This window comes from Streptomyces sp. NPDC046915, assembly GCF_040644935.1.
GTDB lineage: Bacteria > Actinomycetota > Actinomycetes > Streptomycetales > Streptomycetaceae > Streptomyces.
Genome location: NZ_JBEYXB010000002.1, coordinates 1 through 23,537, shown reverse-complemented (window position 1 = coordinate 23,537; position 23,537 = coordinate 1). Strand labels below are relative to the sequence as shown.

Sequence of the window (23,537 nt, the reverse complement as noted above, 5' to 3'; positions counted from 1 at the left end):
GCAATATTCGCCGGCTGAGGCGGGAGGTGCGGCGATGACCACCCACGCCGGGAGCATCGGCGAGGTGACGCCTGTGGAGACCGTGAAGGCGAAGGAGTCGCTGGGCTCCAAGCTCGTGGAGAAGCTCGGCGGAGGACTGGTCCGCGCCTTCCTCGTCGTCGTCGGAGTGTTCTGGCTGGTGCCCACCATCGGGCTGCTCATCTCCTCGCTGCGCGCGCCGGAGGACATGAGTGCGACCGGCTGGTGGCACGTCTTCAGCAAGCCGTCCCAACTCACCTTCGACAGCTACCAGAAGCTGCTGGAGAACGGCGACATCACCAGCTCGCTGTGGAACACCGTCCTGATCACGGTCCCGGCGACCGTCCTGGTCGTGGTCATCGGCTCCCTCGCGGGTTACGCCTTCGCGTGGATGGAGTTCCCGGGCCGCGACTGGTGGTTCCTGGGCGTGGTCGGCCTGTTGGTCGTACCGGTGCAGGTCGCGCTGATCCCGATCGCCGAACTGTTCGGCAAGATCGGCCTGTTCGGGACGATCTTCGGCGTGGTCCTGTTCCACGTGGGCTTCGGTCTGCCCTTCGCGGTGTTCCTGCTGCGGAACTTCTTCGCGGAGATCCCCCGCGAGCTGCTGGAGGCGGCCCGGCTGGACGGCGCCGGTGAACTCCGCCTGTTCGCACGGGTGGTGATGCCGCTGGGCGGGCCGGCCATCGCGAGCCTGGGCATCTTCCAGTTCCTGTGGGTGTGGAACGACATGCTGGTCGCGCTGGTGTTCACCAAGTCGGGCAGCCAGCCGATCACGGTCGCGCTCCAGACGCAGGTACGCCAGTTCGGCAACAACATCGACGTCCTGGCACCCGGCGCGTTCATCTCCATGGTGATCCCGCTGGCCGTGTTCTTCGCGTTCCAGCGGCAGTTCGTGACGGGCGTGATGGCGGGCGCGGTCAAGTAGGCGGTCACGCAGGCACCTGACAGCGCTGTCCGGAGGGGCGGGCCGGGACACCGGCCCGCCCCTCCACGTTCACCGGGATGTCCCCCACATGCCGTACAAACCGTAACCAAGTCACTCCATTGGCCGTTCCCGGGCAGAACGCCCGCGCCGACCGACCCATGGATGCCCCTTGCCCAGGTTCAGTGTCATTGTCCCCGCGTACGAGGTCCAGGCGTACCTGCCCGAGTGCCTGGACTCGGTGCTCTCGCAGTCGTATCCCGATCTCGAACTGATCGCCGTGGACGATCGCTCGCCGGACGCCTGCGGCGCGGTCATCGACGAGTACGCGGCCCGGGACGCGCGCGTGCGGGCGGTGCACCTGCCCGAGAACCAGGGCCTGGGCCGCGCCCGCAACGCGGGCCTGGAGCAGGCCAGGGGCGACTACGTGGTGTTCCTGGACGGCGACGACACCCTCACCCCGGACGCGCTGCGCGCGCTCGCCGACCGGATCAAGGCGACCGGGGAGCCGGACGTCCTGGTCTACGACTACGCCCGCACCTACTGGACGGGCGAGGCGGTCCGCAACAAGGTCGCGGGCCTGCTGACCGAGCAGGGCCCGGCCCCCTTCCGGCTGGAGGACCGCCCGGAACTGCTCAAGGTGCTGATGGTGGCCTGGAACAAGGCCTGCCGGCGGGAGTTCGTCGAACGCGAGGGCTTCCGCTTCCCCCCGGGCTACTACGAGGACACCCCCTGGACCTTCCCGGTGCTGATGACGGCCGGGTCGATCGCCACGCTCGACCGGGTGTGCGTGCACTACCGGCAGCGCCGCCAGGGCAACATCCTGCGCACCACCAGCCGCAGACACTTCGACGTGTTCGAGCAGTACGACCGGGTGTTCGCCCACGTCGAGGAGCGGCCGGAGCTCGCCCGGTGGCGGCCGGAGCTGTTCCGCCGCATGGCCGACCACCTCGTGACGGTGTACACCCGCCGCGACCGGCTGCCGCGCGGCACCCGCGCCGAGTTCCTGCGCACGGCCCGCGCCCACCTGCGCCGCTACCACGCCCCCGGCGCCCCCGCCCCCCTGCGTGTCCGCCTCCGCCACACCCTGGTCCGCCTGGGCCTGCACCGCACCTACGGCGCCCTCCAGTCGACCGCTTCGGCGGTCCGCCGCACGCGCAAGGCGGCCGCCAAGTCCGCCCGTGCCGTCCGGGCCGCCGTGCTGCGGCTGCACTACCGGATCCAGTTGCGCCTTCCGCTGCGCGCCGACCGCGCGGTGTTCGCGGCGCACGGGGACCGCGGGCACGGCTGCAACCCGGGCGCCCTGGAGGCGGCGTTCCGCACGCACGCCCCGCACGTCCGCACCGCCTGGGTCGCCCGCTCCGAGCACCAGCACACCGTCCCGCCGGGCACGCGCCGGCTGCGCCCCGGCACCGCCGCCTACTGGACGGCGCTGGCCCGCTCCAAGTACCTGGTCAACAACGCCAACTTCGACCGCCGCCTGGTCAAGCGCCGCGGCCAGGTCTTCGTGCAGACCCGGCAGGGCACCCCGCTGGGGCACATGGGCCTCGACCTCCAGGAGCGCCCGGCGGCCGCCCGGGACACGGACTTCGAGGAGTTCCTCGAAGGCGTCGACAAGTGGGACTACGTCCTGTCCGCCAACCGCCACTCCACCCTGACCTGGGAACGCGTCCACCCCGGCCGCTACACCACGCTGGAGTACGGCTGTCCCCGCAGCGACGTCTTCCAGCGGGCCACCTCCGCCGACGTGACGCGGCTGCGCGAGTCGCTCGGCATCCCGCAGGGCGCGGTCGCGATCCTGTACGCCCCCGCCCACCGCGACTACCGACGCACCCAGCGCCCCGTCCTCGACCTGGAGCGGATCCTGCGCCGGCTGGGCCCGCGCCATGTGATCCTGGCCCGCGGCCACGGCCGGCACGGCGGGCCCCCGGGCGAGGGCGGCCGGGTCATCGACGTCAGCGGCCATCCGAGCGTCGAGCAGCTCTGCGTCGCCTCGGACGCGCTGCTCACCGACTACTCGTCGATCATGTTCGACTACGCCAACCTCGACCGGCCGATCGTCGTGCACACCGGTGACTGGGAGGCGTACGACGCGGCTCGCGGAACCTACTTCGACCTGCGCGCCTTCCCGCCGGGCGCGGTCGCGCGCACCGAGGACGAGCTGATCGACATCTTCACCACCGGCCACTGGCGGGGCTCCCGCTCCACCCAGCTGCGCGCCGCGTTCCGGGAGCGTTTCTGCCCGCACGACGACGGACGGGCCGCCGAGCGGGTCGTACGGCACGTGGTGCTGGGCGAGCCGGCGGGGCTGCCGAAGGTCGTGCCGCTGGAGCAGCGGAACCCGGTGCCGTCGGCGGTGTCGGTGCTCACGCGCTCCCCGCTCGCCACCGTGCCGCAACCTTCCGGCCCTCGCCCCGTCACCGAGAGCCGCTGAACGCCGTTTGTCCTTCCGGGAGTTCCCATGCCCCACAACACCTCGCGGCCCACTCCGTCCCGGCCGTCCACCTGGCGGCCGACCGGGCGGCCCGGCCGCGCCCGTACGGCCTGAGCCCAGGACGGCAGGACTGGCGCCAGGACAGACCACAGAGAGAGCAGAATGCCCCGCTTCAGCATCATCGTCCCGTCCCACGGGGTCGCCGGCCGGTTGTCCCAGGCACTGGACTCGGTCCTCGCCCAGTCCTTCGGCGACCTGGAGCTGATCCCGGTCTGCGACGGGCCCGACACCCCGGCCGCCGAGGTCGCCGCCGGATACGCCGAGCGGGACTCCCGGGTGACCCCGGTCCACTCGTCGCCCTCGGCCGGGCGCGGCGAGGCGCGCAACACCGGGGCGCGGGCGGCGACCGGCGCGTATCTGCTGTTCCTCGACGGTGACGACCTCCTCGTACCCGGGGCGCTGGCCGCGCTCGACGCGCGGCTGGCTCGGACGGGGGACGTCGACGTGCTGTACTTCGAGCACCTGCGGACCCCCTGGTGGGACGGCGAGCCGAGCAACCCGGCGCAGCCGCTGCTGGCGAGGGCGCCGGAGGGGGCCTTCGCCCCGGAGCGGGCACCGCAGGTCACCGGCGTGCAACTGCCGCCGTGGAGCGCCGCCTACCGCCGCTCCTTCGTCACCGGGCGGGAGCTGGCCTTTCCCGAGGGCCACTTCACGGACCTCGGCTGGGGCGGTCTGACCACGCTCGCCGCCGAGCGGATCGCGGTGCTGCGCCAGGTCGTGCTGCGGCACCGGCTGCGGCGGCAGGGCAGCCGGCTCAACCTGCCGGGGCCGCACCAGCACGACCTCCTCGACCAGGTCGAGCGGGTGCTGACCGGGGCGGCCGAGCGGGGGCTGACCGCCGAGCGGACGCGGGCGCTGTTCGAGCAGCTCTTCGCGGTCGTGCTGAAGACGGCCTCCCGGCCCGAGCGGCTGTCCTCCGGGCGCCGGGTGTTCTTCCGCCGGGCGTGCCGCCTGTACCGGCGGCACCGTCCGGCCGGCTTCCGGGTGCCGGGCGGCAGCCTGGGCGTGCAGCACCGGCTGCTGGCTGTGGGGGCGTACACGGCGTTCCGCGCGCTGCGGGGCGCCAACCAGGGGGCGGTGAGGGCCGTCGAGGGCGTACCGCGCCCGCGCGCGCTGCGCACGCGCCTGCGGTACGCGCGTGACCTGCGCCGCCCGTTGGACCCGCACCTCGCCGTGTACTGCGCCTACTGGGGCCGCGGCTACGCCTGCAATCCGGCCGCGATCCACGCCAAGGCCCGGGAACTCGCCCCGCACATCCGCTCGGTGTTCCTGGTCGAGCCCGGCCAGGAGCACGCCATGCCCGGGGGCGTCGACTACGCGGTGATCGGCAGCCGCCGCTACTGGGAGGTGCTGGCCCGCGCCAAGTACCTGGTCAACAACGCCAACTTCGCCGAGGGCGTCGTCAAACGGCCGGGCAGCGTGCACGTGCAGACCCAGCACGGGACCCCGTTGAAGAGGATGGGCGTGGACCAGTCGACGTACCCGGTGGTGGCCGCGCAGACCGGCAGCTTCGCCAAGCTGCTCGGCCGGGTGGACCGCTGGGACTTCAACCTCTCCTCCAACCGCCACTCCACGCAGATGTGGGAGCGTGCCTTCCCCGGTTCGTACGAGGCGCTGGAGTACGGCTATCCGCGCAACGACGTCTTCTGCACGGCCACCGGCGAGGACGTCACCCGGATCCGGCGCGAGCTGGGCGTCCCCCAGGACGCGACCGCCGTCCTGTACGCCCCCACCCACCGCGACCACCACACCGGCTTCGAGACCGGCCTCGACCTGGAGGCCTTCTGCGAGGCGGCGGGTGAGGACGTGGTCGTGCTGCTGCGCGCCCACTACTTCTACGACCGGGGACTGGGCGGGAGCAGCGGCCGGATCATCGACGTCACCGCGCACCGTTCCTCGGAGGACGTGTGCCTGGCCGCCGACGCGCTGGTCACCGACTACTCGTCGATCATGTTCGACTACGCCAACCTGGACCGGCCGATCGTGGTGTACGCCGACGACTGGGAGGTCTACCAGGAGACCCGGGGCGTCTACTTCGACCTGATGGCCGCGCCGCCCGGCCCGGTCGCCCGCACGCCCGAGGAACTCGCCCGGGTCTTCCGTGACGGCTCCTACGCGGGGCCCGGGTCCAGGGAGCTGCGGGCCGCGTTCCGGCGGCGGTTCTGCGAGTTCGACGACGGCCGGGCCGCCGAGCGCGTCGTACGGCGGGTACTGCTCGGCGAACCGCCGGAGGCGATCCCACCGGTGATCCCGCTCGCGGAGCGCATCCCCGCCCCCGCCGCCGCGACCCTCGTGAGGAGCTGACCCGCCGTGCCCCGATTCAGCGTCATCGTCCCGTGTTTCAAGGTGCAGGGATTCCTGCGCGAGTGCCTCGACTCGGTTCTGGAGCAGTCCTTCCGGGACCTTGAGCTGATCGCCGTGGACGACTGCTCGCCGGACGGCTGCGGCGCCATCCTCGACGAGTACGCGGCCCGGGACCCGCGCGTGAAGGTGCTGCACCTGCCGGAGAACGTCGGCCTCGGCCGCGCCCGCAACGCCGGACTGCCCCGCGCGACCGGCGACTTCCTCTTCTTCCTCGACAGCGACGACACCCTCACCCCCGGCGCGCTGGGCGCGATCGCCGACCGTCTGGCGGAGTCCGGCGACCCGGACGTGCTGGTCTTCGACTACGCGCGCACCTACTGGTGGGGCGGGACGCGCCGCAACGTCCTCGCCCACCTGCTCACGGAGGCCGGCCCCGCCACCTTCACGGCGGCCGAGTACCCGCAGATCCTCGACCTGCTGATGGTGGTGTGGAACAAGGTCTACCGGCGGGACTTCGTCGAGGAGAACGGCTTCGAGTTCCCGCCCGGCTACTACGAGGACACCCCCTGGACCTTCCCGGTCATGCTCAGCGCCGGGCGGATCGCGGCCCTCGACCGGATCTGCCTGAACTACCGCCAGCGCCGCCAGGGCAACATCCTGTCCACCACCAGCCGCAAGCACTTCGACATCCACGACCAGTACGAGCGGGTCTTCGCGTTCGTCGGCTCCCGCCCCCAGCTCGCGGCCTGGCGGCCCTATCTGCACCGCAAGATGGGCGAGCACTGCCTGGACATCCTGGCCAAGCCGGACCGGCTGCCGCCCTCCGACAGGGCGGAGTTCTTCCGGCGCACGGCCCGGATGTTCGCCGGGCACCGGCCCGAGGGCGCCCCGGTCGACGGGGAGGTCCGCCTGCTCACCGGCAGCTACCCGATGTACCAGGTCAAGCGGCAGGCCGGGCGGGCCGGCCGGGAGCTCGGGCGGCGTGGTCTGGAGGCCCGCAAGGCGGTGGCCGGGCGGGCCAGGCGGGGGCTGGCCGGGCTGCATGCCCGCCGCCCGCTGGACGCGAACCTCGCCGTGTACTCGGCGTTCTCCCACAAGGGGGTGCTCGGCGACCCGGCGGCCGTGTACCGCGCGGCGCGCGAGTTCGCGCCGCACATCCGGGGGGTGTGGGTGGCCGGGGACGCGGAGGAGGCGCGGCAGCTGCCCCCGGACGTCGAGTACGTGCTCGTCGACTCGCCGCGCTACCTGGACGTCACCGCGCGGGCGAAGTTCTTCGTCAACAACGTCAACTGGCCCGGCACCCTGGTCAAGCGGGCCGGCAGCGTGTACATCCACACCCATCAGGGCACCCCCCTCAAGTACATGGGCGCCGATCTGCTGGGCAAGCCCGGTGCCCGGTACGGGTTCGACGTGCCGCAGATGCTGCGCCGGGCCGACCGCTGGGACTACAGCCTGGTCGCCAACCGCCACTCCGAGCTGGTGTGGGAGCGGGCCTACCCCTGCCACTTCACCTCGGTCCGCACCGGCAGCCCGCGCAACGACGCCCTCGTCAGGGGAACGTTCGGCGACGGGGCCGGGTTCCGGGTCCGGCACGGCATCCCTGAGGAGCACACGGTCGTGCTGTACGCGCCGACCCGCCGCGACTACCGCCGGGGCGGCCACGTCGACCGGGTGGACCTGGCCCGGTTCGCCGCCGACCTCGGCGAGGGCCACACCCTCGTCGTCCGGCTGCACCCCACCGTCGCCGCGGGTCCCGCGCGCGGGCTGGGCCTCGCCGAACTGCACCGGCGGGGCGTGCTGGTGGACGCGACGGACGAACCGCACGTGGAGGAGGTCATGCTCGCCTCCGACGCGCTGGTCACCGACTACTCGGCCCTGATGTTCGACTACGCCAACCTCGACCGGCCGATCGTCGTGCACGCCGACGACTGGCCTGCGTACGTGGCGAGCCGGGGCGCCTACCTCGATGTCACGGCGGAGGCGCCGGGCCATGTGTCGCGCTCCTACCGGGAGCTGGCGTGGCTGTTCGCCTCGGGGTCGTGGCACGACGAGGAGTCGGCGCGGCTGCGGGCGGACTTCCGTACCCGGTTCTGCGAGTTCGACGACGGCCGGGCCGCCGAGCGGGTGGTACGGACGCTGATGCTGGGCGAGCCGATGCCGGAGCCGGAGGGCGCCCTGGTGCCCGGTCCGGCCGCCGGTCACGACCTGCTCGCGTCGACGTGAGGCCGCGCACCTGGGTCCTGGTCCTGGGCGCCGTGTTCGCGCTGCTCCAGCTCGCCGACGTCACCGGCCGGGACACCCCCGACTCCAAGAGCTACGTCTCGTACGCACTGAGCCTGCGCGGCGACGACAAGCGTGCGGCTGCGGCCGGCACCATCGACTGGGTGTGCGAGGGCCGGGCGTCCCTGGCGGCCCGGGGCCAGAGCGTGGACGTGGTGCGCTACCACCGGCCGGACCCCACCGGGCGGGTGTACGCCCAGTGCCGGGCCGAGGAGTGGCGGCTGGTGGACCGGCGGCTGCGGGCCGGGCAGACGGACGGGCACGTCGCGCCGTTCGTGGGCCCGCGGCTGCGCCGGTTCTTCGAGGCACGGCCCGGCTATCCGGTGTTCCTGGTGCCGTTCGTCACGGTGTTCGGGGTGACCTGGGGGGTGTGGGCGGCGAGTGTCGTCGTGACGGTCACGGGCGGGGTGCTGGTCCACCTGATCCTGCGCACCCTGTCCGTCCCCGTGTCGCTCGCGCTGACCGGCCAGGTGCTGTTCTACGTACTGCCGTGCGGTCCGACCGCCATGCGCCCGATGACCGAGGGCCTGCTGCTGGCGCTGACCCTGGTCGCACTGTGGGGCTGCGCGCTGGCCCTGACCGGCCGGGCTCGGGCCGGGGTGGCGCTGGCCACCGGTGCCCTGCTCGCGCTGTTCCCGGTGAAGCACTCGCAGGCGTTGTTCCTCGGGGCGAGCCTGGCCGTCGCGGGCGCGGCCGTCGCGGTGCGGCGCCGGCGGCGCGGGCGGGCTCCGGGGCGCGGGGTGACGGCGATCGCGGTCGTGGGCTGCTGCGCCGCTCTGGGCACGGTGCTGCTGGCCTGGCTGCTGCACTACCCGTCCGAGGCGGAGAGCCTCCAGGACCTGCTCACCGGTCACTTCACCCGCCCGGACCGGGTCGGCCCGTGGCGGGACCTGGGGCATCTGGAGGCCGGCTTCTGGCTGGAGTGGATCCGGCGGCAGCTGTGGGAGCCGCTGTTCCTGGCGGCGCTGGTCGCCGGGGCGCGGGGTGCGGTGCGGCGGCGCGCGTTCGGCTGCTTCCTGCTGGCGGTCGCGGGCACCGGGCTCCTCACCCAGGCCGCGCACCCCGACATCAACATCTGGGGCGACCGGCTGATCGTGCTGGCCTGGCTGCTGCCGGTGGTCGGGGTGCCGCTGCTGCTGGAACCTCTCGTCCGGCGTGCGCTGCCGGTGCCGGCACAGGGGCAGGCCGGACGAGAGGTTCACTCGATGAGGTGAGCGTGGTTACTCGATGACGAGGTCGACCTCGATGTTGCCGCGGGTGGCGTTGGAGTAGGGGCAGACCTGGTGGGCGGTCTCCACCAGCTTGCGGCCGGTCGCCTCGTCCACGGTCTCGGGCAGCTCCACGCGCAGCGTCACCTTCAGGCCGAAGCCCTCGCCCTGCTTGCCGAGGCCGACCTCTGCGGTCACCGCGGCGTCGCTGACGTCCACCTTCGCCTGGCGGCCGACCAGACCGAGGGCGCTGCCGAAGCAGGCGGCGTAACCGGCGGCGAAGAGCTGCTCGGGGTTGGTGCCCTCGCCGTTGCCGCCCAGCTCCACCGGCGGGGCCAGCTTGAGGTCGATCTTGCCGTCGGAGGACACGGCGCGGCCATCGCGGCCGTGGGTGGCGGTGGCGACAGCGGTGTAGAGCGCGTCCATGGATGACCATCCCTCTCGAAGTCACGTTCCGGCGGCGCCTCGGTGGGCCGCCTCACGACCACAAGTAGAGCACACAACTCAATTGCGCACAACTAAATGACTCGCAAGAGCTATCCTGGAGCCATGACCGCCACCCCGTCCTCCGTCCCCGCTCCCGAGGCCGACTGGCTCCACCTGGACCGCCAGATCTGCTTCTCCCTGCATGCCGCGTCCCGCGCCTTCAACGGCGTCTACCGCGTGGTCCTCAAGGACCTCGGCGTCACCTACCCGCAGTACCTGGTGATGCTGGTGCTGTGGGAGCACGGCGACCTGCCGGTCAAGAAACTGGGCGAACACCTGCGCCTGGACTCCGGCACGCTCTCCCCGCTGGTCAAGCGGCTGGAGACAGCCGGCCTGGTCCGCCGCGAGCGCAGCGCCCGCGACGAACGCTCGGTGGAGGTGCGGCTGACCGGGGAGGGTGCGGCGCTGCGCGAGCGGGCCTTTCAGGTGCCGCGCCGCATCGCCGAGGCGACCGGTTTCGACCTGGCGGAGATCAGCGAGCTGCGCACCCGCCTCGACCGGCTCACCACCGCCCTGGACGCAGCCGCACTGGACGGGTCAGGCTGCCCGTAGCCAGGGTCCTGCGGACGTAGAGCCGCAGCACCACACCGTCGCGCGCCCGTTCCTCCCGCAGCGCGAACCGGTCCCGCACGACGTCCAGTTTCGCCCGGTCGGTGGGGTCGCCGGGGTACCAGGGCGAGCGGGCGAAGCGCCGCTCGGCGACGACCCAGACCCGGTCGAGCCCGGCCAGCCTGCGGCACAGCAGGTCCGGGTCCACCTCACGCCCGTACAGCGTGCCGGACGCGGGCGCGCCCGCCGCGAGCGCCACGTCCCGGATGCCGCGGAAGCCCGCCGGGTAGGCCAGCGCGGTGCTCCGCGCGTGCGACGGCAGGAAGAGCACGGGGTCGCCGGGGCGCAGTTCGCGGGCGGCGTCGGTGGACATGGCGGCGAGGTTGTCGGGGCGGTGGTCCGGGGAGCGGTCCTGGCGGAGGACCGGGAGCTGGTGGACGAAGGCGAGGGCGACGGCGAGGACGCCGGCGAGGGTGAGGAGGGGGGAGCGGACACGCGGGTTCCCGGGGCGGACGCGTCCCAGCGGACCGAGCGGACCGAGCGGACCGAGCGGACCGAGCGGACCAGTTGTACGACTTGTACGACCGGTGCGTCCCAGCAGCTCGGCCACCCGGTCCGCCCCGGCCGCCACCAGCAGCGGCGCCCCCGCGAGCGCGTAGAGCACGTACCGGTCGACGTACAGCGGGGTCAGGCGCGAGGCCAGCATGAGGACCGTCGGCGGCACCACCGCCAGCGGCAGCGCCACCCCCGCGCACGTCACCTCCCCACGGCCGCCCACGAGCCCCGTCAGCCCGAGGGCCGCGAGGGCCAGGCAGGCCCAGTACACGCCGGAGGTCGGTCCCGCGAACTCCCGCAGCAACGCGCCCGCGGTCTCCATCGTCGGCTCCCGCACCCAGGCGAGCTGCGCGGACTGGGCGTGCGAGACCACCACCATCGGCAGCAGCGCCAGCGTCACGGCTCCGGCCGCGCGGCCCCACCCCCGCCACACCCCGGCCGGCACCCTGGCCAGGGCGAGCGTCCCGGCGTGGGCGAGCAGCAGCAGGACGGCGAGTTCGTGCAGCCAGCAGGTGACGCCGAGGACCGCGCCGTACGCCCACCAGGTCCGGCCGCCGGCCGGCACCGCCCGTACCAGGAGCAGGGTGGCTCCCGCCGCGCCGGCCGCGACCAGGGCGTAGGAGCGGCCCTCCTGCGCGTAGTGCCCGACCATCGGCGTGACCGCGTACAGCAGTCCGGCCCACAGTCCGACGCGGGGCCGGGCCAGCCGGGTGCCGAGCGCGGCGACCAGGCCCGTGGCCAGCGCCGCCGCGCACACCGACGGCAGCCGGAGCAGGACCTCGCCGGGGTGGAGGGCGAGGACGGCGTGCATGAGCAGGTAGTACAGGCCGTGCACCGCGTCGACCCCGTGCAGCAGGCGCCAGATCTGCGGCACCGTGCGCCGCGCCACCTGGAAGGTGACCGCCTCGTCGCGCCACATGCCGCCGCGGTCCAGCCCCCACAGCCCGAGCGCGAGCATCACGGCCGCGGGAACGGCCACCGCCGCCCCGCGGCGGACACGAGTCGACTTCGGGTTGACCAGGGGACGAAAGTTCACCACGGCCCGATCTTTTGCGATTAGCCAATGTTTGGTGAGTATTGACGGCGTATCAGCAGGAATACTCCATCCTGGCGGCTTACGCTGCCAGGGATGAACCGCCGCCTGTTCTCCCTCGCCGTCGTCTGGCTGACCACCCGCGCCGCGATGCTGTGGCTGCTCGCCCACGACTCCGCTCGCCTGCTGGGGCGGGGCTCGGTGGCGCGCGAGGTGTGGCGGCTGTACTTCAACTGGTACGAGACCCTGTCCCGGGGCGCCTTTCCGGCGCACGACAAGCTGTGGCAGTACCCGCCCGGCGCGGGCGCGGTGCTGCTGGCGCCGGGGTTGCTGCCCGGACTGACCTATTTCCAGGCGTTCGTGGTCCTCACGCTCGCCGCCGACGCGCTGATCGCACTGATGCTGGCCCGCGCGGGCACCCGGCCCGGCCGCAGCCTGGGCGGGGCGGCGCTGTGGGTCTGCGCCCTGCCGCTGCTGCTGCACGTGCCGCTCGCGCGGTACGACGTGCAGGTCACGGCGTTCGCCGTCATCTCCCTGTTGACGATGTCGCGCTCCCCGCGCGTGGGCGGGGTGTTCGCGGCCCTCGGCGGGCTGGTGAAGGTATGGCCGGCGCTGGTACTGCTCGGGGTGCCCAAGGGGCGTGCGACGCGGTCGGTGTGGACGTGGGCGGCGGCCGCGGGGACGCTCGTCTTCGGGATCTTCGCCGGACTGTTCAGCAATCCCCTGGCCTTTGCGCGCCAGCAGGGGAACCGGGGCATCCAGATCGAGTCCCTCGGCGGGACCGCGCTCAGCCTCGCCACCCACGCGGGCTGGCCCGGCCGGGCCCGCTACCGGTACGGCGCGGTCGAGCTCGTCGGCCCGCACGTCTCCGCGGTCGCCACCGCCTCCCTCGCGCTCACGGCGGTCGCGTTCACACTGCTGGTGCTGTGGCGGGTACGGGCCCGGCGGTGGACCGAGGCGACGCCCTACGACGCCGCGCTCTGCGCCGTGCTGCTGTTCACCGTCACCAGCCGGGTCATCAGCCCGCAGTACATGATCTGGCTGATCGGCCTTGCCGCCGTCTGCCTGACCTCCCGGCACACCGTCCAGCGCCCGGTGGCCGCGCTGGTCGTGGCGGCGAGCGCGGTCAGCGCCGTCGCCTATCCCACGCTCTACCGCGATGTCATGGGGTGCACCTGGACGGGCTGCCTGCTGATGCTGCTGCGCAACGGGCTCCTCACGACGGCCGCCGTACTCTCCCTCACCCGGCTGTGGCGCTCCACCCGGCCCCTGCTCACGAAGACCCGGCCCATGACTGAACCCCGCTCCTCCTCCGGCCGTCTTCCGCATCGAGCACTGAGCCCCCGTTAACGGGCGAACACCCATCATTCCTGCGATTCCCCCTACATGGCCGCCATGCCCCCGGACCTCCCGCAGCCCCCGCAGCCCGGCGTGGTCCTCATCGGGTACAACGACGCCGACCGCGTGACGGACGCGGTGCGTTCCGCACTCGCGCCGGCCGCGGACGGCGCCTCCTGGACGGCGGCGCCCACCGCGATGTGACGGCGCACGCCTCACGGGCGCCGGTCTGCCGCGCCCGCGCGCCGGGACTGCCCGGGGTCCCGGGGATCCGGGGAGCCGCCAAGCTTTGCCGCGGGCGGCTGCGTCGCCTGCTTCACTGAGAAGTGGCGCCGGGCCGGCGACCGACGCACCGGCACGGGCCACGGAACGAGGGGACGGCCTCAGATGACCTGGTTGATCACCGGCGGCGCCGGTTACATCGGGGCGCACGTCGTGCGGGCGATGACGGAGGCGGGCGAACAGGCCGTGGTGTACGACGACCTGTCCAGCGGCAGCGCCGGCCGCGTCCCCGAAGGGGTCCCGCTGGTGGCGGGCTCCACGCTGGACGGCGCCCGGCTGGCGCGCGCCCTGGCCGAGCACTCCGTCACCGGTGTCGTCCACCTCGCGGCCAAGAAGCAGGTGGGCGAGTCGGTGGACCGCCCGCTGCACTACTACCGGGAGAACGTGGAGGGCCTGCGGGTCCTGCTGGAGGCGGCGACGGCGGCCGGTGTCGCGTCCTTCGTCTTCTCGTCCTCGGCGGCCGTGTACGGCATGCCGGACGCCGCGCGCCACGGGGAGCTGGTGACCGAGGAGACGCCGTGCGCGCCGATGTCCCCGTACGGCGAGACCAAGCTCGCCGGCGAGTGGCTGGTGCGGGCGACGGGCCGGGCCACGGGGCTGTCCACGGCGTCGCTGCGCTACTTCAACGTGGCGGGCGCGGCCGGCCCGGAGCTCGCGGACGCGGGCGTCCACAACCTCATCCCCATGGTCTTCGAGAAGCTCTCGGAGAACGCCTCGCCACGCATCTTCGGCGACGACTACCCCACCCCGGACGGCACCTGCGTCCGCGACTACATCCATGTGGTGGACCTGGCCGAGGCCCATGTGGCCACCGCCCGCGCCCTCCAGTCCTCCCCCGGCATCAACCTGACCTTCAACATCGGCCGCGGAGAGGGAGTGTCGGTCCGGGAGATGATCGACCGCATCAACGCGATCACCGGCTACAACCGCCCCCCGACGGTCGCCCCCCGCCGCCCCGGCGACCCCGCCCGCGTCGTCGCCTCCGCCGACCGCATCGCCGTCGAACTCGGCTGGCAGGCCAAGTACGACATCGAAGACATGATCACCTCAGCCTGGGAAGGCTGGCTACGCCTGCACCCGGAGGCAGCCCACACCTGACGCCCCACCGACCGACCGCCGCCCTTACGCTGCCCCGGTGACCGAACCCCTCCGTGACGAGCGAGTCGAACACATCGAACGCGCGGTCGGCGCCGTCGTCGGCTCCGCCGTCGGCGATGCCCTGGGCGCCCCCTTCGAGTTCGGCCCCGAGGGTGCCTTCTCCGCCCGCTTCCCGCGGGCCGGGCAGGGCGGTGAGATGTGCGGGGGCGGCGGCTGGGACCCCGGCGAGGCGACCGACGACACCCAGATGGCCGTGCTGGTCGCCGAGTCGCTGCTGGAGCGCGGCGGAATGGACCTGCCGGACGTGTTCCGGCGGTTCCAGCGGTGGGCCGCCGCCGACCCGAAGGACATCGGCCTCCAGACGGAGGCGGTGCTCGGCAGCGGCGATCCGTGGGATCTGGCGGCGGCGCTGCACTTCCAGAGCGGCGGGCGTGCGGCCGGGAACGGGGCGTTGATGCGGGCGGCGCCTTCCGCCGTGCGCTTCGCCGCCCTGGGGCGGGAGGCGACGATGGACGCCGCACGCCGTCTTGCCGCGCTCACCCACGGGGACCGGGCGGCCTGGGAGGGCACGGCCGTCTTCCACGACCTGGTGCGGGTCGCCCTGGACGGAGACGATCCGCTCGCCGCCGTACCGGAGGCACTGCGGTCCGTTCATCCCGGTCACCGGGAACGGTACGCGGTGGTCCTGTCGCCCGAGTGGCACCCGGATCTCGCCACCGAGTTCAACGGTGCCGTCTGGCCCTGCCTGGGCTCCGCCGTATGGGCGCTGCGGACCACGTCCTCGTACGAGGACGCCGTGCGCGCGGCCGTCGACCTGGGCGGCGACACGGACACCGTGGCGGCCGTCACCGGTGGCCTGGCCGGAGCCGTCCACGGCATCCACGCGGTACCGACGCGCTGGACCGAGGCACTGCACGTGCCGCTGCCCGGGTTCGACGGGCGGGTGCTGCGCGCGGCGGACCTGGCGGGACTGGCCCGGAGCCTGGCGGGCTGACCGACCGGGCCGCGTGGACCGGGCCGCGGGCGAGCAGGTGCCTCAGAGCGCCTTCAGCGCCGCGGCCGTCGCCTTGGCCAGGGCGGGGAGATAGCCCTTGGGGAGTTTCGGGCTGCGGATGACCACGGAGCGCCAGTACAGGGGGCCGGAGATCAGGTCGAGGGCCAGTTCGTCGTTGATGCCCGCGCGGACTTCGCCGCGTTGTTCGGCCGCTGCGATGATCTTGCTGGCGACGCCCTCCTGGCCGTCGCGCAGGGCCTTCTGCATGGCCTCGGCGATGTCGGGGTTGCGGGCCGCCTCGGCCTGGAGGTCGGGGATGATCTGCGAGGCGACGGGGTGGCGCAGCGCGCGCGAGGTCAGCTCGTACAGCAGTCGCAGGTCGCCCTCCAGGGAGCCGGTGTCCGGCACGGGCAGGCCCATCACGGCGAGCGCCGAGACGACGTCGAGGACGAGGTGCAGCTTGGAGCGCCAGCGGCGGTAGACGGCGGTCTTGCCGACGCCGGCGCGGCGCGCGATGCCCTCGATGGACATGCGGGCGTAGCCGCTGACCGCCAGTTCCTCGAAGACGGCCGCCCGGATCGCCTCGGTCACGTCCTCCCGGAGTACGGCGGCCCCGGCGGGGGTCCGTCGGCGCGGACGCGTCTGGGGCTCGTCGGCGTTCGTCGTCATACCGTCCAGCATAGGGCGTTGCGACGAAACGGTTGCGTTCCGACGTCGATTGGCTCTACTCTCACGTTGCGACGATACGGTCCCGTCCCGACGTAAGAAAACGTGAAGAGACGCGTAAGGAAACGCCAGGCGACGCGGACCCGGCGGCAGCCCGGACGCACGCACCCCCACCCCCCGAACGAAAGCAGCGGATGTGAGCCAGGTTCTCCACACACCGCCCGCGACCCCGGTCCCGGCCGACGACGACCTCTCGGCCCTGGCCGCCCGGCACGGACTCACGGTCAGCGGCGCCCGCCCCTCCCTGCCCGAGTACGTCCGCCAGCTCTGGGCCCGGCGCCACTTCATCGGCGCCTTCGCCACCGCCAAGCTCACCGCCCAGTACAGCCAGGCGAAGCTCGGCCAGGTCTGGCAGGTCATGACCCCGCTGCTCAACGCGGCGGTCTACTACTTCATCTTCGGTGTGCTCCTGGGCACCAAGCACGGCGTCCCGGACTACATCCCGTTCCTGGTCACGGGCGTGTTCATCTGGACGTTCACACAGAGCTCGATCATGGCGGGCACCCGGGCCATCTCGGGCAACCTCGGCCTCGTCCGGGCACTGCACTTCCCGCGGGCCGCGCTGCCGATCTCCTTCTGCCTCCAGCAGCTCCAGCAGCTGCTGTTCTCGATGGCCGCGCTGGTCGTCATCCTGCTGTGCTTCGGCGTCCCGGTCTCCGTCTCCTGGGTGCTGGCGATCCCGGCGCTGGTGCTTCAGTTCACGTTCAACGCGGGCATGTCGATGATCATGGCCCGGATGGGCGCGAAGACCCCGGACATCGCACAGCTGATGCCGTTCGTGCTGCGCACCTGGATGTACGTCTCCGGCGTCATGTGGAGCATCGACAAGCTCACCAACAAGGACCACCTCCCGCACATCGTGACGGTCCTGCTGGAGACCAACCCCGCCGCGGTCTACATCGACCTGATGCGCTTCGCGCTGATCGACAGCTTCCACGCCCACCAGCTGCCCCCGCACGTGTGGGTGGCGGCCACGGGCTGGGCCCTGCTCGCCGGGGTCGGCGGCTTCATCTACTTCTGGAAGGCTGAGGAGACGTACGGCCGTGGCTGACAACGTGAACGACACCCCCATCCCCACCGTCATCGCCGACGGGGTCGACATCGTCTACCGGGTCAACGGCACCGGCGCCGGACGCGGCACCGCCACCGCCGCCCTCAACCGCATGCTGCGCCGCAAGCAGGCCGAGAAGGCGGCGGGCGTGCGCACGGTGCACGCGGTCAAGAACGTCTCGTTCGTCGCGTACCGGGGCGAGGCGATCGGGCTCATCGGCACCAACGGCTCCGGCAAGTCGACGCTGCTGAAGGCCGTGGCCGGCCTGCTCCCGGTGGAGAACGGCCACATCTACACCGACGGCCAGCCCTCCCTGCTCGGCGTCAACGCCGCCCTGATGAGCGACCTGACCGGCGAGCGCAACGTCTACCTCGGCGGCCTCGCCATGGGCATGTCCCGCGAGCAGGTCAAGGAGCGCTACCAGGAGATCGTCGACTTCTCCGGCATCAACGAGAAGGGCGACTTCATCACCCTCCCGATGCGCACCTACTCCTCCGGCATGGCCGCCCGGCTGCGCTTCTCCATCGCCGCCGCCAAGGACCACGACGTCCTCATGATCGACGAGGCGCTGGCCACCGGCGACCGCTCCTTCCAGAAGCGCTCGGAGGAACGCATCCGCGAGCTGCGCAAGCACGCGGGCACCGTCTTCCTGGTCAGCCACAACAACAAGTCGATCCGCGACACCTGCGACCGGGTGCTGTGGCTGGAGCGCGGCGAGCTGCGCATGGACGGGCCGACGGAGGAGGTCCTCGAGGAGTACGAGGCCTTCACCGGCGACAAGAAGCCCAAGGCCACGCCGAAGAAGAACCCGGAGCCGAAGGTCTCCGTCCCCTCCTGAGCTCCCCCGGCCCCTCCTGAGCCCCCCGGTCGGCGCAACCAGGTCCGCACCTTTCATCCCATTGATGTGACTATGAGCTGAAAGGTGCGACCCCGGTGACGTCGAGGCGAAGGAGTCCCCCGCGATGCCCGAGCTCAGCGTCATCGTCTACGGGCCGAACACCCAGGGACACCTGACGGCACTCCTCGACTCCCTGGACGCCCACCCGCTCCCGGACGCCGAGGTGATCGTGGCCGCGGTCGGCGACTGGGCCCGGGAGACCGCCGAGGGGCACTCCCCGGAGACGGTGGTGCTGCCCCTGCCGGCCGGGACGGGCGACGCGGCGGCCCGGGCGGCGGGCGCCGCGCGGGCGTCCGGACGCTGGCTGCACTTCGTCCACGCCAAGGACGTCCTGCCCGCCGGCGCCCCCCGCATGATCGCCGAGCGCGCCGCCGAACTGCCCGACGAGGTCGACGTCCTCCTCTTCGACCACGCCACCAGCACCTGGCAGACCTCCGGCAGGCCCTCCGGCGGCGGCCTCCTCCTGGCCCGGGCGGGCCGCGCCGAGCTCCCCCTGGACGAGGCCCCCCACCTGCTGCGCCTGGCCCCGCTGCTCGGCAACCGCGCCCTGCGCGCCGGCTTCTGGCGGGCCCACCAGGAGCGGCTCGGCACCGACGACGAGCCCTGCGCGGCGTACGCGACGCTGCTGCACGCCGGACGGATCGCCTGCCTGAACCAGGTGGCGTACGACGACCGCCGGCTGCGCGCCGAGAGCCTGCCCCCCGTCACCCCCGAGGACCGCTACACCCTCGTCGACCGCTACGAGACGCTGCTGTCCCTGGCCAAGGACCGCCCCGACACCCGCGCGGTCCTCTACGACCTCATGGTCCGCGAGCTGCTGCGCACCTTCGCCCGCGAGGCCCTGCCCGAGCCGGTCGCCCGGGAGTTCTTCCGCCGGGCCTCCCTGGCGGCGGTCCGCTGGCGCGCGCCGGACCACCGGCGCCCGCCCGGTCCGGAGGGCGTCCGCCGCGCCCTGCTCGAGGAGGGCGCCTACACCCGCTACCGCGCCTTCCAGGCCGCCAACCGCACCCGCCGCACGGCGAAGGCGACGCTGCGGACCCGCAGGCGGCAACTGGGTGTCCAGCTCCGCGACCACCAGTACCGCCGGGCCCTCGGCCGCCCGGTCGACCCCGGCCTGGCGGTGTTCGCCGCCTACTGGGACCGCGGGGTGGCCTGCAACCCGGCCGCGATCGCCGCGAAGCTCGCCGAGCTCGCCCCGCACATCCGCCCGGTGTGGGTGGTGGCCAAGGAGAACGTGCCGCTCCTGCCCCCCGGCACCGACCACGTCGTCCCCGGCACCCGCCGCTACTGGGAGGTGCTGGCCACGGCCAAGTACCTCACCAACAACGTCAACTTCCCCGGCGCGGTGGTCAAACGGCCCGACGCGATCCACCTCCAGACCCACCACGGCACCCCGCTCAAGCGCATGGGCCTGGACCAGATGGAGCATCCGGCCGCCGCCCAGGGCATGGACTTCGCCGCCCTGCTGGCCCGCGTCGACAAGTGGGACTACAGCATCTCCGCCAACAGCCACTCCACCCGCATGTGGGAGCGCGCCTACCCCTCCCGGTACACGTCCCTCGACCACGGCTATCCGCGCAACGACGTCTTCCACACCTGCGACGCCGAGGGCGTACGGGCCGTCCGCGACCGCCTGGGCATCGCGCCGGGCCGGCGGGCCGTCCTGTACGCCCCCACCCACCGCGACTACGAGGCCGGCTGGACCCCCCGCCTGGACCTGGCGACCCTGGCCGACCGCCTCGGCGAGGACACCGTCCTGCTGGTGCGCGGCCACTACTTCTACGGCGGCCCGGCCTCTCCGCCGGCCGGCCTGCGCCGCGCCGGGCGGGTCGTCGACGTCTCGGGGTACGACCGGGTCGAGGACCTGTGCCTGGCGGCGGACGCGCTGGTCACGGACTACTCGTCCATCATGTTCGACTACGCCTGCCTCGACCGCCCGATGGTGATCTACGCCGACGACTGGGAGACGTACGCGACGACCCGCGGTGTCTACTTCGACCTGATGGCCGAACCGCCGGGCCAGGTGGCCCGCACCCAGGAGGAGCTGGCGGAGATCCTCACCACGGGCGCCTGGCGGGACGAGGGCGCGGCGAAGGCACGGGCCGCGTTCCGGCGCCGCTTCTGCGAGTACGACGACGGGCGCGCCGCCGAGCGGGTCGTGCGGCGGGTCTTCCTCGGCGAGAGCGAGGAATCGCTGCCGCCCGTGATCCCCGTCGAGGAGCGCACACCGGCGCCGACCCCCGAGGAGGCGGCTTCATGACCCCCCTTGTCCCGACCCCCGTTGCCCCCCGGTACCCCGACCGTCCCGACGCCACGGTGACGGTGATCGTCCACAACGACGCGGCGCGCCTGCCCCGGGCGGTCGCCTCGCTGCGGCGGCAGACCCACCCCGGCATCGAGATCATCATCAGCGACGACCACTCGACGGACGGCACCCCGGCGGTGGCACGGCGGCTGGCGGCCGAGGACCCCCGTATCCACTACCTCCGGCTGCCGGATAACAGCGGTGGTTGCAGCGCCCCGCGCAACCGCGCCCTGGAGATCGCCCGCGCGCCGTACCTGATGTTCCTGGACAGCGACGACGAACTGCCCGCGAACGCCGTCGAACTGCTCCTGGCCGCGCACCGCGAGCGCCGGATCGACTTCGCGATGGGCGCGGTGCGGCGCATACGGGTGGACAACGGGCACCGCTCGACCTGGATGCCGCACCTGGTGGCCGAGCGCCGCACGGTGCGGGGCATCGAGGCGGACCCCCGCCTCCTGTTCGAGCACCTGGCGACCAGCAAGATGTACGCCCGCTCCTTCCTGGACCGCCACGGACTGCGCTTCCCCGAGGGCATCCACTACGAGGACCAGCTGTTCTCGGCGCAGGCGTACTGCCTGGCGAAGTCCTTCACGATCATCCCGCAGCCGGTCTACCACTGGTACGTAGACCCGTACGCGGACGCCGGCGCCGCCTCGATCTCGAACCAGCGGCACAAACTCACCAACGTCCGCGACCGCGTCCACGTCCAGCGGCTGATCGACGAGTTCCTCACCGAGAGCGGGCACGAGTCGCTGCGGGAGGACAAGGACTACAAGTTCCTCAAGCACGACTTCCGGATGTACGCCGGGGACCTGCCGTACCGGGACGAGGTGTGGCTGGCGTCCTTCGCCCGGATCGTCACCCCGTACCTCGACTCGCTCGAGCCCGGCGCGTACGCCCGCCTCCCGCGCCCGGAACGCGTCGTCCTCCAGCTCGTCCGCGACGCCCGCCTGGCCGAGGCCCGGGAAGCGGCACGCGGCCTGGGCCACGCGGTCGCACCGAGACAGGTGACGCCCTGTCCCGAGGGCGAGGCCACGTACTGGGGCGACCGTGTCCCGGGGACGATCTGGGCCCGCCGGGAGCTGGACGTGACCGATCTGGACCTGGACGCGCGCCCCTTCCCCAGCGCCCTGTTCCGCCACGAGATCACGGAGCTCACCCCCGGACCCGGCGCCTCGCTCGACCTGACGGTCCGCACCTACGACCCGGGACTGCGCCTGGCCGTCGGCCCGCAGCGCGCCGCCCTCCTCCTCAGCCCCGGCCGGCGCCGGCTCACCCTCCCCTTCCGCCTCGACCCGGTGCGTCCCGGCGTCTTCGAGGGACGGGTCCACGTCGACCTCGCCGCCGCACCGCTGCCCCTGCACGGCTTCGACGGCATCCGCCACCCCGTGCTCCGCATCGGACAGCAGGGCCTCGCTCACACGGGCGTCCTGCTGGCTCCCCCGGACTTTCCCGCCCTGACCACCCGTACCGCCCACCACCGTGTGACGGTGGAGCCGGAGGGCCGCGCCCCGGGCCGCCTCCAGGTGCGCTGGCGGCCGGCCGGCGTCACCGCTCACCTGATCCGCCCGGTCGCCCGCGGGATCGCCCGCCCGACGGTGCGACGGGCGGCGCGGCTGGTGGCCGGCGTGCTGAGGTTGAGGTAGACCCGGCCGGGCCGTGCGGCGCCGCGCTCCCCCGTTCCGGGGCCGGACGCCACAGCCGGTCGAGTGCCAGCGGCACGCCGATCACCGGGATCAGCCACACCGGGACGTACAGCCGGTCCAGTTCGATCGCGAGCGGGTGCGCCAGCGTCGTCGCGAACCCGGTGAGGCCCATGGCGATCACGCACAGGGCGACCGGAACCGAGCGCCGCCACACCCCCCGGGCCCCCACCACGAGCAGGAACAGCAGCAGGGGCGCCAGGGCCTCCTTCTGGAGCCACTGCCACCAGTAGTCGTAGTCGAGGCGGGCGAGGGCCCGCCACGGGTCGGCGATCTCGGGCCGGGTCCAGTGCAGGGTGAAGGTGTCCTGGAGCGAGTCGGTGATGCCGGGCAGGTTCAGGACCTCGCCCAGGGCGAGCGCGGCCAGTGTGCCGCCCGCCGAGAGCCCGGCCAGCCCGTAGGTGCCGCGGTGGCGGGTGCGGCGGACGAAGAGCAGCGAGGCGCAGGCGGCGACCGCCAGGAAGGGCGCCACGAGCAGGAAGCTGGAGTACTTGACGGCGAGTCCGAGTGCGAGGGCGCCGGTGAACAGCACGGCTCCGGGCGGGACGCGGCGTTGCAGCAGCCACACCGAGGCGAGCAGCAGCGCGGTCATCAGGGCGAGGGCCGGGCCCTCGGTGAGCGGCCGGCCGCCCCAGGAGGCGAGTGGGCTCACGTAGTACAGGACCTGGCCGAGCACGGCGGCGGGAGGCGGCGCCCGCAGTGCGCGCAGCAGCAGGTACACGAGGAATCCGGCGAGCGTGGTGAACGCGAGCGCGACCAGGGTGAGTCCGGGCTTGGCGCCGAGCAGCGCCACGAAGGGGGCGGCGATCAGCGGGTAGGCGGGCCGGGTGTGGAAGATCCGCTCGTAGCGCGGGTCGGTGGGCGCGAGTCCGCCCGCGTACTTCTTCTCGCAGGCGGCCGCGTACTGGGCCTCGCGGCCCGGTCCGCGGAACTTCAGCTGGTCGAGCATGCGGTTGCGGTGGACCAGCCTGGCCGTGTCCTCGCAGTAGGCGGCGACGGCCTTCCGCGTGGCCGCGTGCGGGGAGTCGCCGAGGAACTCGTACGCCTCGCGGGCGTAGCGGTAGGAGTCGTTGGAGAAGCGGGTGGCCGGGTAGCCGAAGACGTGCAGCAGCACGAAGGCCGCCGCGACGAGCGCCGGGACCGCCCGGGGGTGCGCTGTCACACAGCAGACCTTAGTCCGAAATGTCCCTATCAGCAGGGGGCGCCCCGAGCCGGACCCGGCTCGGGTCCGCGCACTCGTCCAGATGGGCGACCGCGCCGGCCCGTTCCCGGCCGGGCAGCACGCCGAGCGCC

General features: G+C 73.0%; 18 protein-coding genes. 14 read left to right on the top strand and 4 right to left on the bottom strand.

What is annotated here, in order from left to right:
• Window positions 1-34: 34 nt before the first annotated feature.
• The 5 genes from ABZ915_RS04850 (at window position 35) to ABZ915_RS04830 (ending at window position 9,232) form a co-directional block, all read left to right on the top strand.
• A complete protein-coding gene (locus ABZ915_RS04850; RefSeq protein WP_361795917.1) occupies window positions 35-943 on the top strand; it encodes a carbohydrate ABC transporter permease in 909 nt (302 codons plus the stop codon).
• A gap of 169 nt (window positions 944-1,112) precedes the next feature.
• Complete coding sequence (locus ABZ915_RS04845; RefSeq protein ID WP_361795914.1) at window positions 1,113-3,374, top strand: bifunctional glycosyltransferase family 2 protein/CDP-glycerol:glycerophosphate glycerophosphotransferase; 2,262 nt, start codon at window positions 1,113-1,115, stop codon at window positions 3,372-3,374.
• Window positions 3,375-3,536: 162 nt separating this feature from the next.
• On the top strand, window positions 3,537-5,738 hold the full coding sequence (locus tag ABZ915_RS04840) for a CDP-glycerol glycerophosphotransferase family protein (RefSeq protein ID WP_361795912.1): 2,202 nt from the start codon (window positions 3,537-3,539) through the stop codon (window positions 5,736-5,738).
• 6 nt (window positions 5,739-5,744) lie between these two features.
• Window positions 5,745-7,961, top strand: coding sequence for a CDP-glycerol glycerophosphotransferase family protein (locus tag ABZ915_RS04835; protein ID WP_361795909.1), 2,217 nt, complete (start codon window positions 5,745-5,747; stop codon window positions 7,959-7,961).
• Window positions 7,958-9,232 carry a hypothetical protein gene (locus tag ABZ915_RS04830; protein WP_361795906.1) on the top strand — a complete coding sequence of 425 codons (1,275 nt, stop codon included), beginning with the start codon at window positions 7,958-7,960 and terminating at the stop codon, window positions 9,230-9,232. Before ABZ915_RS04835 ends, ABZ915_RS04830 begins: the two co-directional genes overlap by 4 nt.
• A 6-nt stretch (window positions 9,233-9,238) precedes the next feature.
• Here ABZ915_RS04830 and ABZ915_RS04825 read toward each other — a convergent pair whose 3' ends face one another.
• Window positions 9,239-9,652 (bottom strand): organic hydroperoxide resistance protein, encoded by a 414-nt coding sequence (locus ABZ915_RS04825; protein WP_361795903.1) that lies wholly within the window; start codon window positions 9,650-9,652, stop codon window positions 9,239-9,241.
• 123 nt (window positions 9,653-9,775) lie between these two features.
• Between ABZ915_RS04825 and ABZ915_RS04820 the strand changes: the two genes are divergently transcribed.
• On the top strand, window positions 9,776-10,264 hold the full coding sequence (locus tag ABZ915_RS04820; RefSeq protein WP_361795900.1) for a MarR family transcriptional regulator: 489 nt from the start codon (window positions 9,776-9,778) through the stop codon (window positions 10,262-10,264).
• On the opposite strand, the gene ABZ915_RS04815 is transcribed toward ABZ915_RS04820, so the two are convergent.
• Complete coding sequence (locus ABZ915_RS04815; protein WP_361797674.1) at window positions 10,215-11,774, bottom strand: glycosyltransferase family 39 protein; 1,560 nt, start codon at window positions 11,772-11,774, stop codon at window positions 10,215-10,217. The genes ABZ915_RS04820 and ABZ915_RS04815 overlap by 50 nt on opposite strands.
• A gap of 171 nt (window positions 11,775-11,945) precedes the next feature.
• Between ABZ915_RS04815 and ABZ915_RS04810 the strand changes: the two genes are divergently transcribed.
• The 4 genes from ABZ915_RS04810 (at window position 11,946) to ABZ915_RS04795 (ending at window position 15,561) form a co-directional block, all read left to right on the top strand.
• Window positions 11,946-13,199 (top strand): glycosyltransferase family 87 protein, encoded by a 1,254-nt coding sequence (locus ABZ915_RS04810; RefSeq protein ID WP_361795897.1) that lies wholly within the window; start codon window positions 11,946-11,948, stop codon window positions 13,197-13,199.
• A 36-nt stretch (window positions 13,200-13,235) separates the two neighbouring features.
• A complete protein-coding gene (locus ABZ915_RS04805; protein WP_361795894.1) occupies window positions 13,236-13,391 on the top strand; it encodes a hypothetical protein in 156 nt (51 codons plus the stop codon).
• Between the two features lie 183 nt (window positions 13,392-13,574).
• The gene (galE, locus tag ABZ915_RS04800) at window positions 13,575-14,567 is read left to right on the top strand and encodes a UDP-glucose 4-epimerase GalE (protein ID WP_361795891.1); all 993 of its coding nucleotides are present in this window, start codon (window positions 13,575-13,577) and stop codon (window positions 14,565-14,567) included.
• A gap of 37 nt (window positions 14,568-14,604) precedes the next feature.
• On the top strand, window positions 14,605-15,561 hold the full coding sequence (locus ABZ915_RS04795; RefSeq protein ID WP_361795888.1) for an ADP-ribosylglycohydrolase family protein: 957 nt from the start codon (window positions 14,605-14,607) through the stop codon (window positions 15,559-15,561).
• 42 nt (window positions 15,562-15,603) lie between these two features.
• On the opposite strand, the gene ABZ915_RS04790 is transcribed toward ABZ915_RS04795, so the two are convergent.
• Window positions 15,604-16,230 carry a TetR/AcrR family transcriptional regulator gene (locus tag ABZ915_RS04790; RefSeq protein WP_361795885.1) on the bottom strand — a complete coding sequence of 209 codons (627 nt, stop codon included), beginning with the start codon at window positions 16,228-16,230 and terminating at the stop codon, window positions 15,604-15,606.
• A 193-nt stretch (window positions 16,231-16,423) separates the two neighbouring features.
• Here ABZ915_RS04790 and ABZ915_RS04785 point away from each other — a divergent pair, with 193 nt between their 5' ends.
• The 4 genes from ABZ915_RS04785 to ABZ915_RS04770 all read left to right on the top strand — a co-directional run bounded on the left by ABZ915_RS04785 (window position 16,424) and on the right by ABZ915_RS04770 (window position 22,187).
• Window positions 16,424-17,338, top strand: a complete 915-nt coding sequence (locus ABZ915_RS04785; protein ID WP_361795883.1) for an ABC transporter permease — start codon at window positions 16,424-16,426, stop codon at window positions 17,336-17,338.
• Window positions 17,331-18,176: an ABC transporter ATP-binding protein gene (locus ABZ915_RS04780; protein WP_361795880.1), complete on the top strand. Its 846-nt coding sequence runs from the start codon at window positions 17,331-17,333 to the stop codon at window positions 18,174-18,176. Before ABZ915_RS04785 ends, ABZ915_RS04780 begins: the two co-directional genes overlap by 8 nt.
• Before the next feature lie 124 nt (window positions 18,177-18,300).
• Entirely contained in the window at window positions 18,301-20,496 is a 2,196-nt protein-coding gene (locus tag ABZ915_RS04775; protein WP_361795877.1) for a CDP-glycerol glycerophosphotransferase family protein, read from the top strand.
• Window positions 20,493-22,187 (top strand): glycosyltransferase family 2 protein, encoded by a 1,695-nt coding sequence (locus ABZ915_RS04770; RefSeq protein ID WP_361795874.1) that lies wholly within the window; start codon window positions 20,493-20,495, stop codon window positions 22,185-22,187. Before ABZ915_RS04775 ends, ABZ915_RS04770 begins: the two co-directional genes overlap by 4 nt.
• Here ABZ915_RS04770 and ABZ915_RS04765 read toward each other — a convergent pair.
• Entirely contained in the window at window positions 22,090-23,406 is a 1,317-nt protein-coding gene (locus ABZ915_RS04765) for a hypothetical protein (protein ID WP_361795871.1), read from the bottom strand. The genes ABZ915_RS04770 and ABZ915_RS04765 overlap by 98 nt on opposite strands.
• Between the last annotated feature and the right edge of the window lie 131 nt (window positions 23,407-23,537).

What these genes read in the sequence shown, in the direction of transcription:
- ABZ915_RS04850 (WP_361795917.1), top strand. Translation starts at nt 35, where the DNA reads ATGACCACCCACGCCGGGAGCATCGGCGAGGTGACGCCTGTGGAGACC.
- ABZ915_RS04840 (WP_361795912.1), top strand. Translation starts at nt 3,537, where the DNA reads ATGCCCCGCTTCAGCATCATCGTCCCGTCCCACGGGGTCGCCGGCCGG.
- ABZ915_RS04825 (WP_361795903.1), bottom strand. Translation starts at nt 9,652, where the DNA reads ATGGACGCGCTCTACACCGCTGTCGCCACCGCCACCCACGGCCGCGAT.
- ABZ915_RS04820 (WP_361795900.1), top strand. Translation starts at nt 9,776, where the DNA reads ATGACCGCCACCCCGTCCTCCGTCCCCGCTCCCGAGGCCGACTGGCTC.
- ABZ915_RS04815 (WP_361797674.1), bottom strand. Translation starts at nt 11,774, where the DNA reads ATGCTCGCGCTCGGGCTGTGGGGGCTGGACCGCGGCGGCATGTGGCGC.
- ABZ915_RS04810 (WP_361795897.1), top strand. Translation starts at nt 11,946, where the DNA reads ATGAACCGCCGCCTGTTCTCCCTCGCCGTCGTCTGGCTGACCACCCGC.
- ABZ915_RS04805 (WP_361795894.1), top strand. Translation starts at nt 13,236, where the DNA reads ATGGCCGCCATGCCCCCGGACCTCCCGCAGCCCCCGCAGCCCGGCGTG.
- galE (WP_361795891.1), top strand. Translation starts at nt 13,575, where the DNA reads ATGACCTGGTTGATCACCGGCGGCGCCGGTTACATCGGGGCGCACGTC.
- ABZ915_RS04790 (WP_361795885.1), bottom strand. Translation starts at nt 16,230, where the DNA reads ATGACGACGAACGCCGACGAGCCCCAGACGCGTCCGCGCCGACGGACC.
- ABZ915_RS04775 (WP_361795877.1), top strand. Translation starts at nt 18,301, where the DNA reads ATGCCCGAGCTCAGCGTCATCGTCTACGGGCCGAACACCCAGGGACAC.
- ABZ915_RS04770 (WP_361795874.1), top strand. Translation starts at nt 20,493, where the DNA reads ATGACCCCCCTTGTCCCGACCCCCGTTGCCCCCCGGTACCCCGACCGT.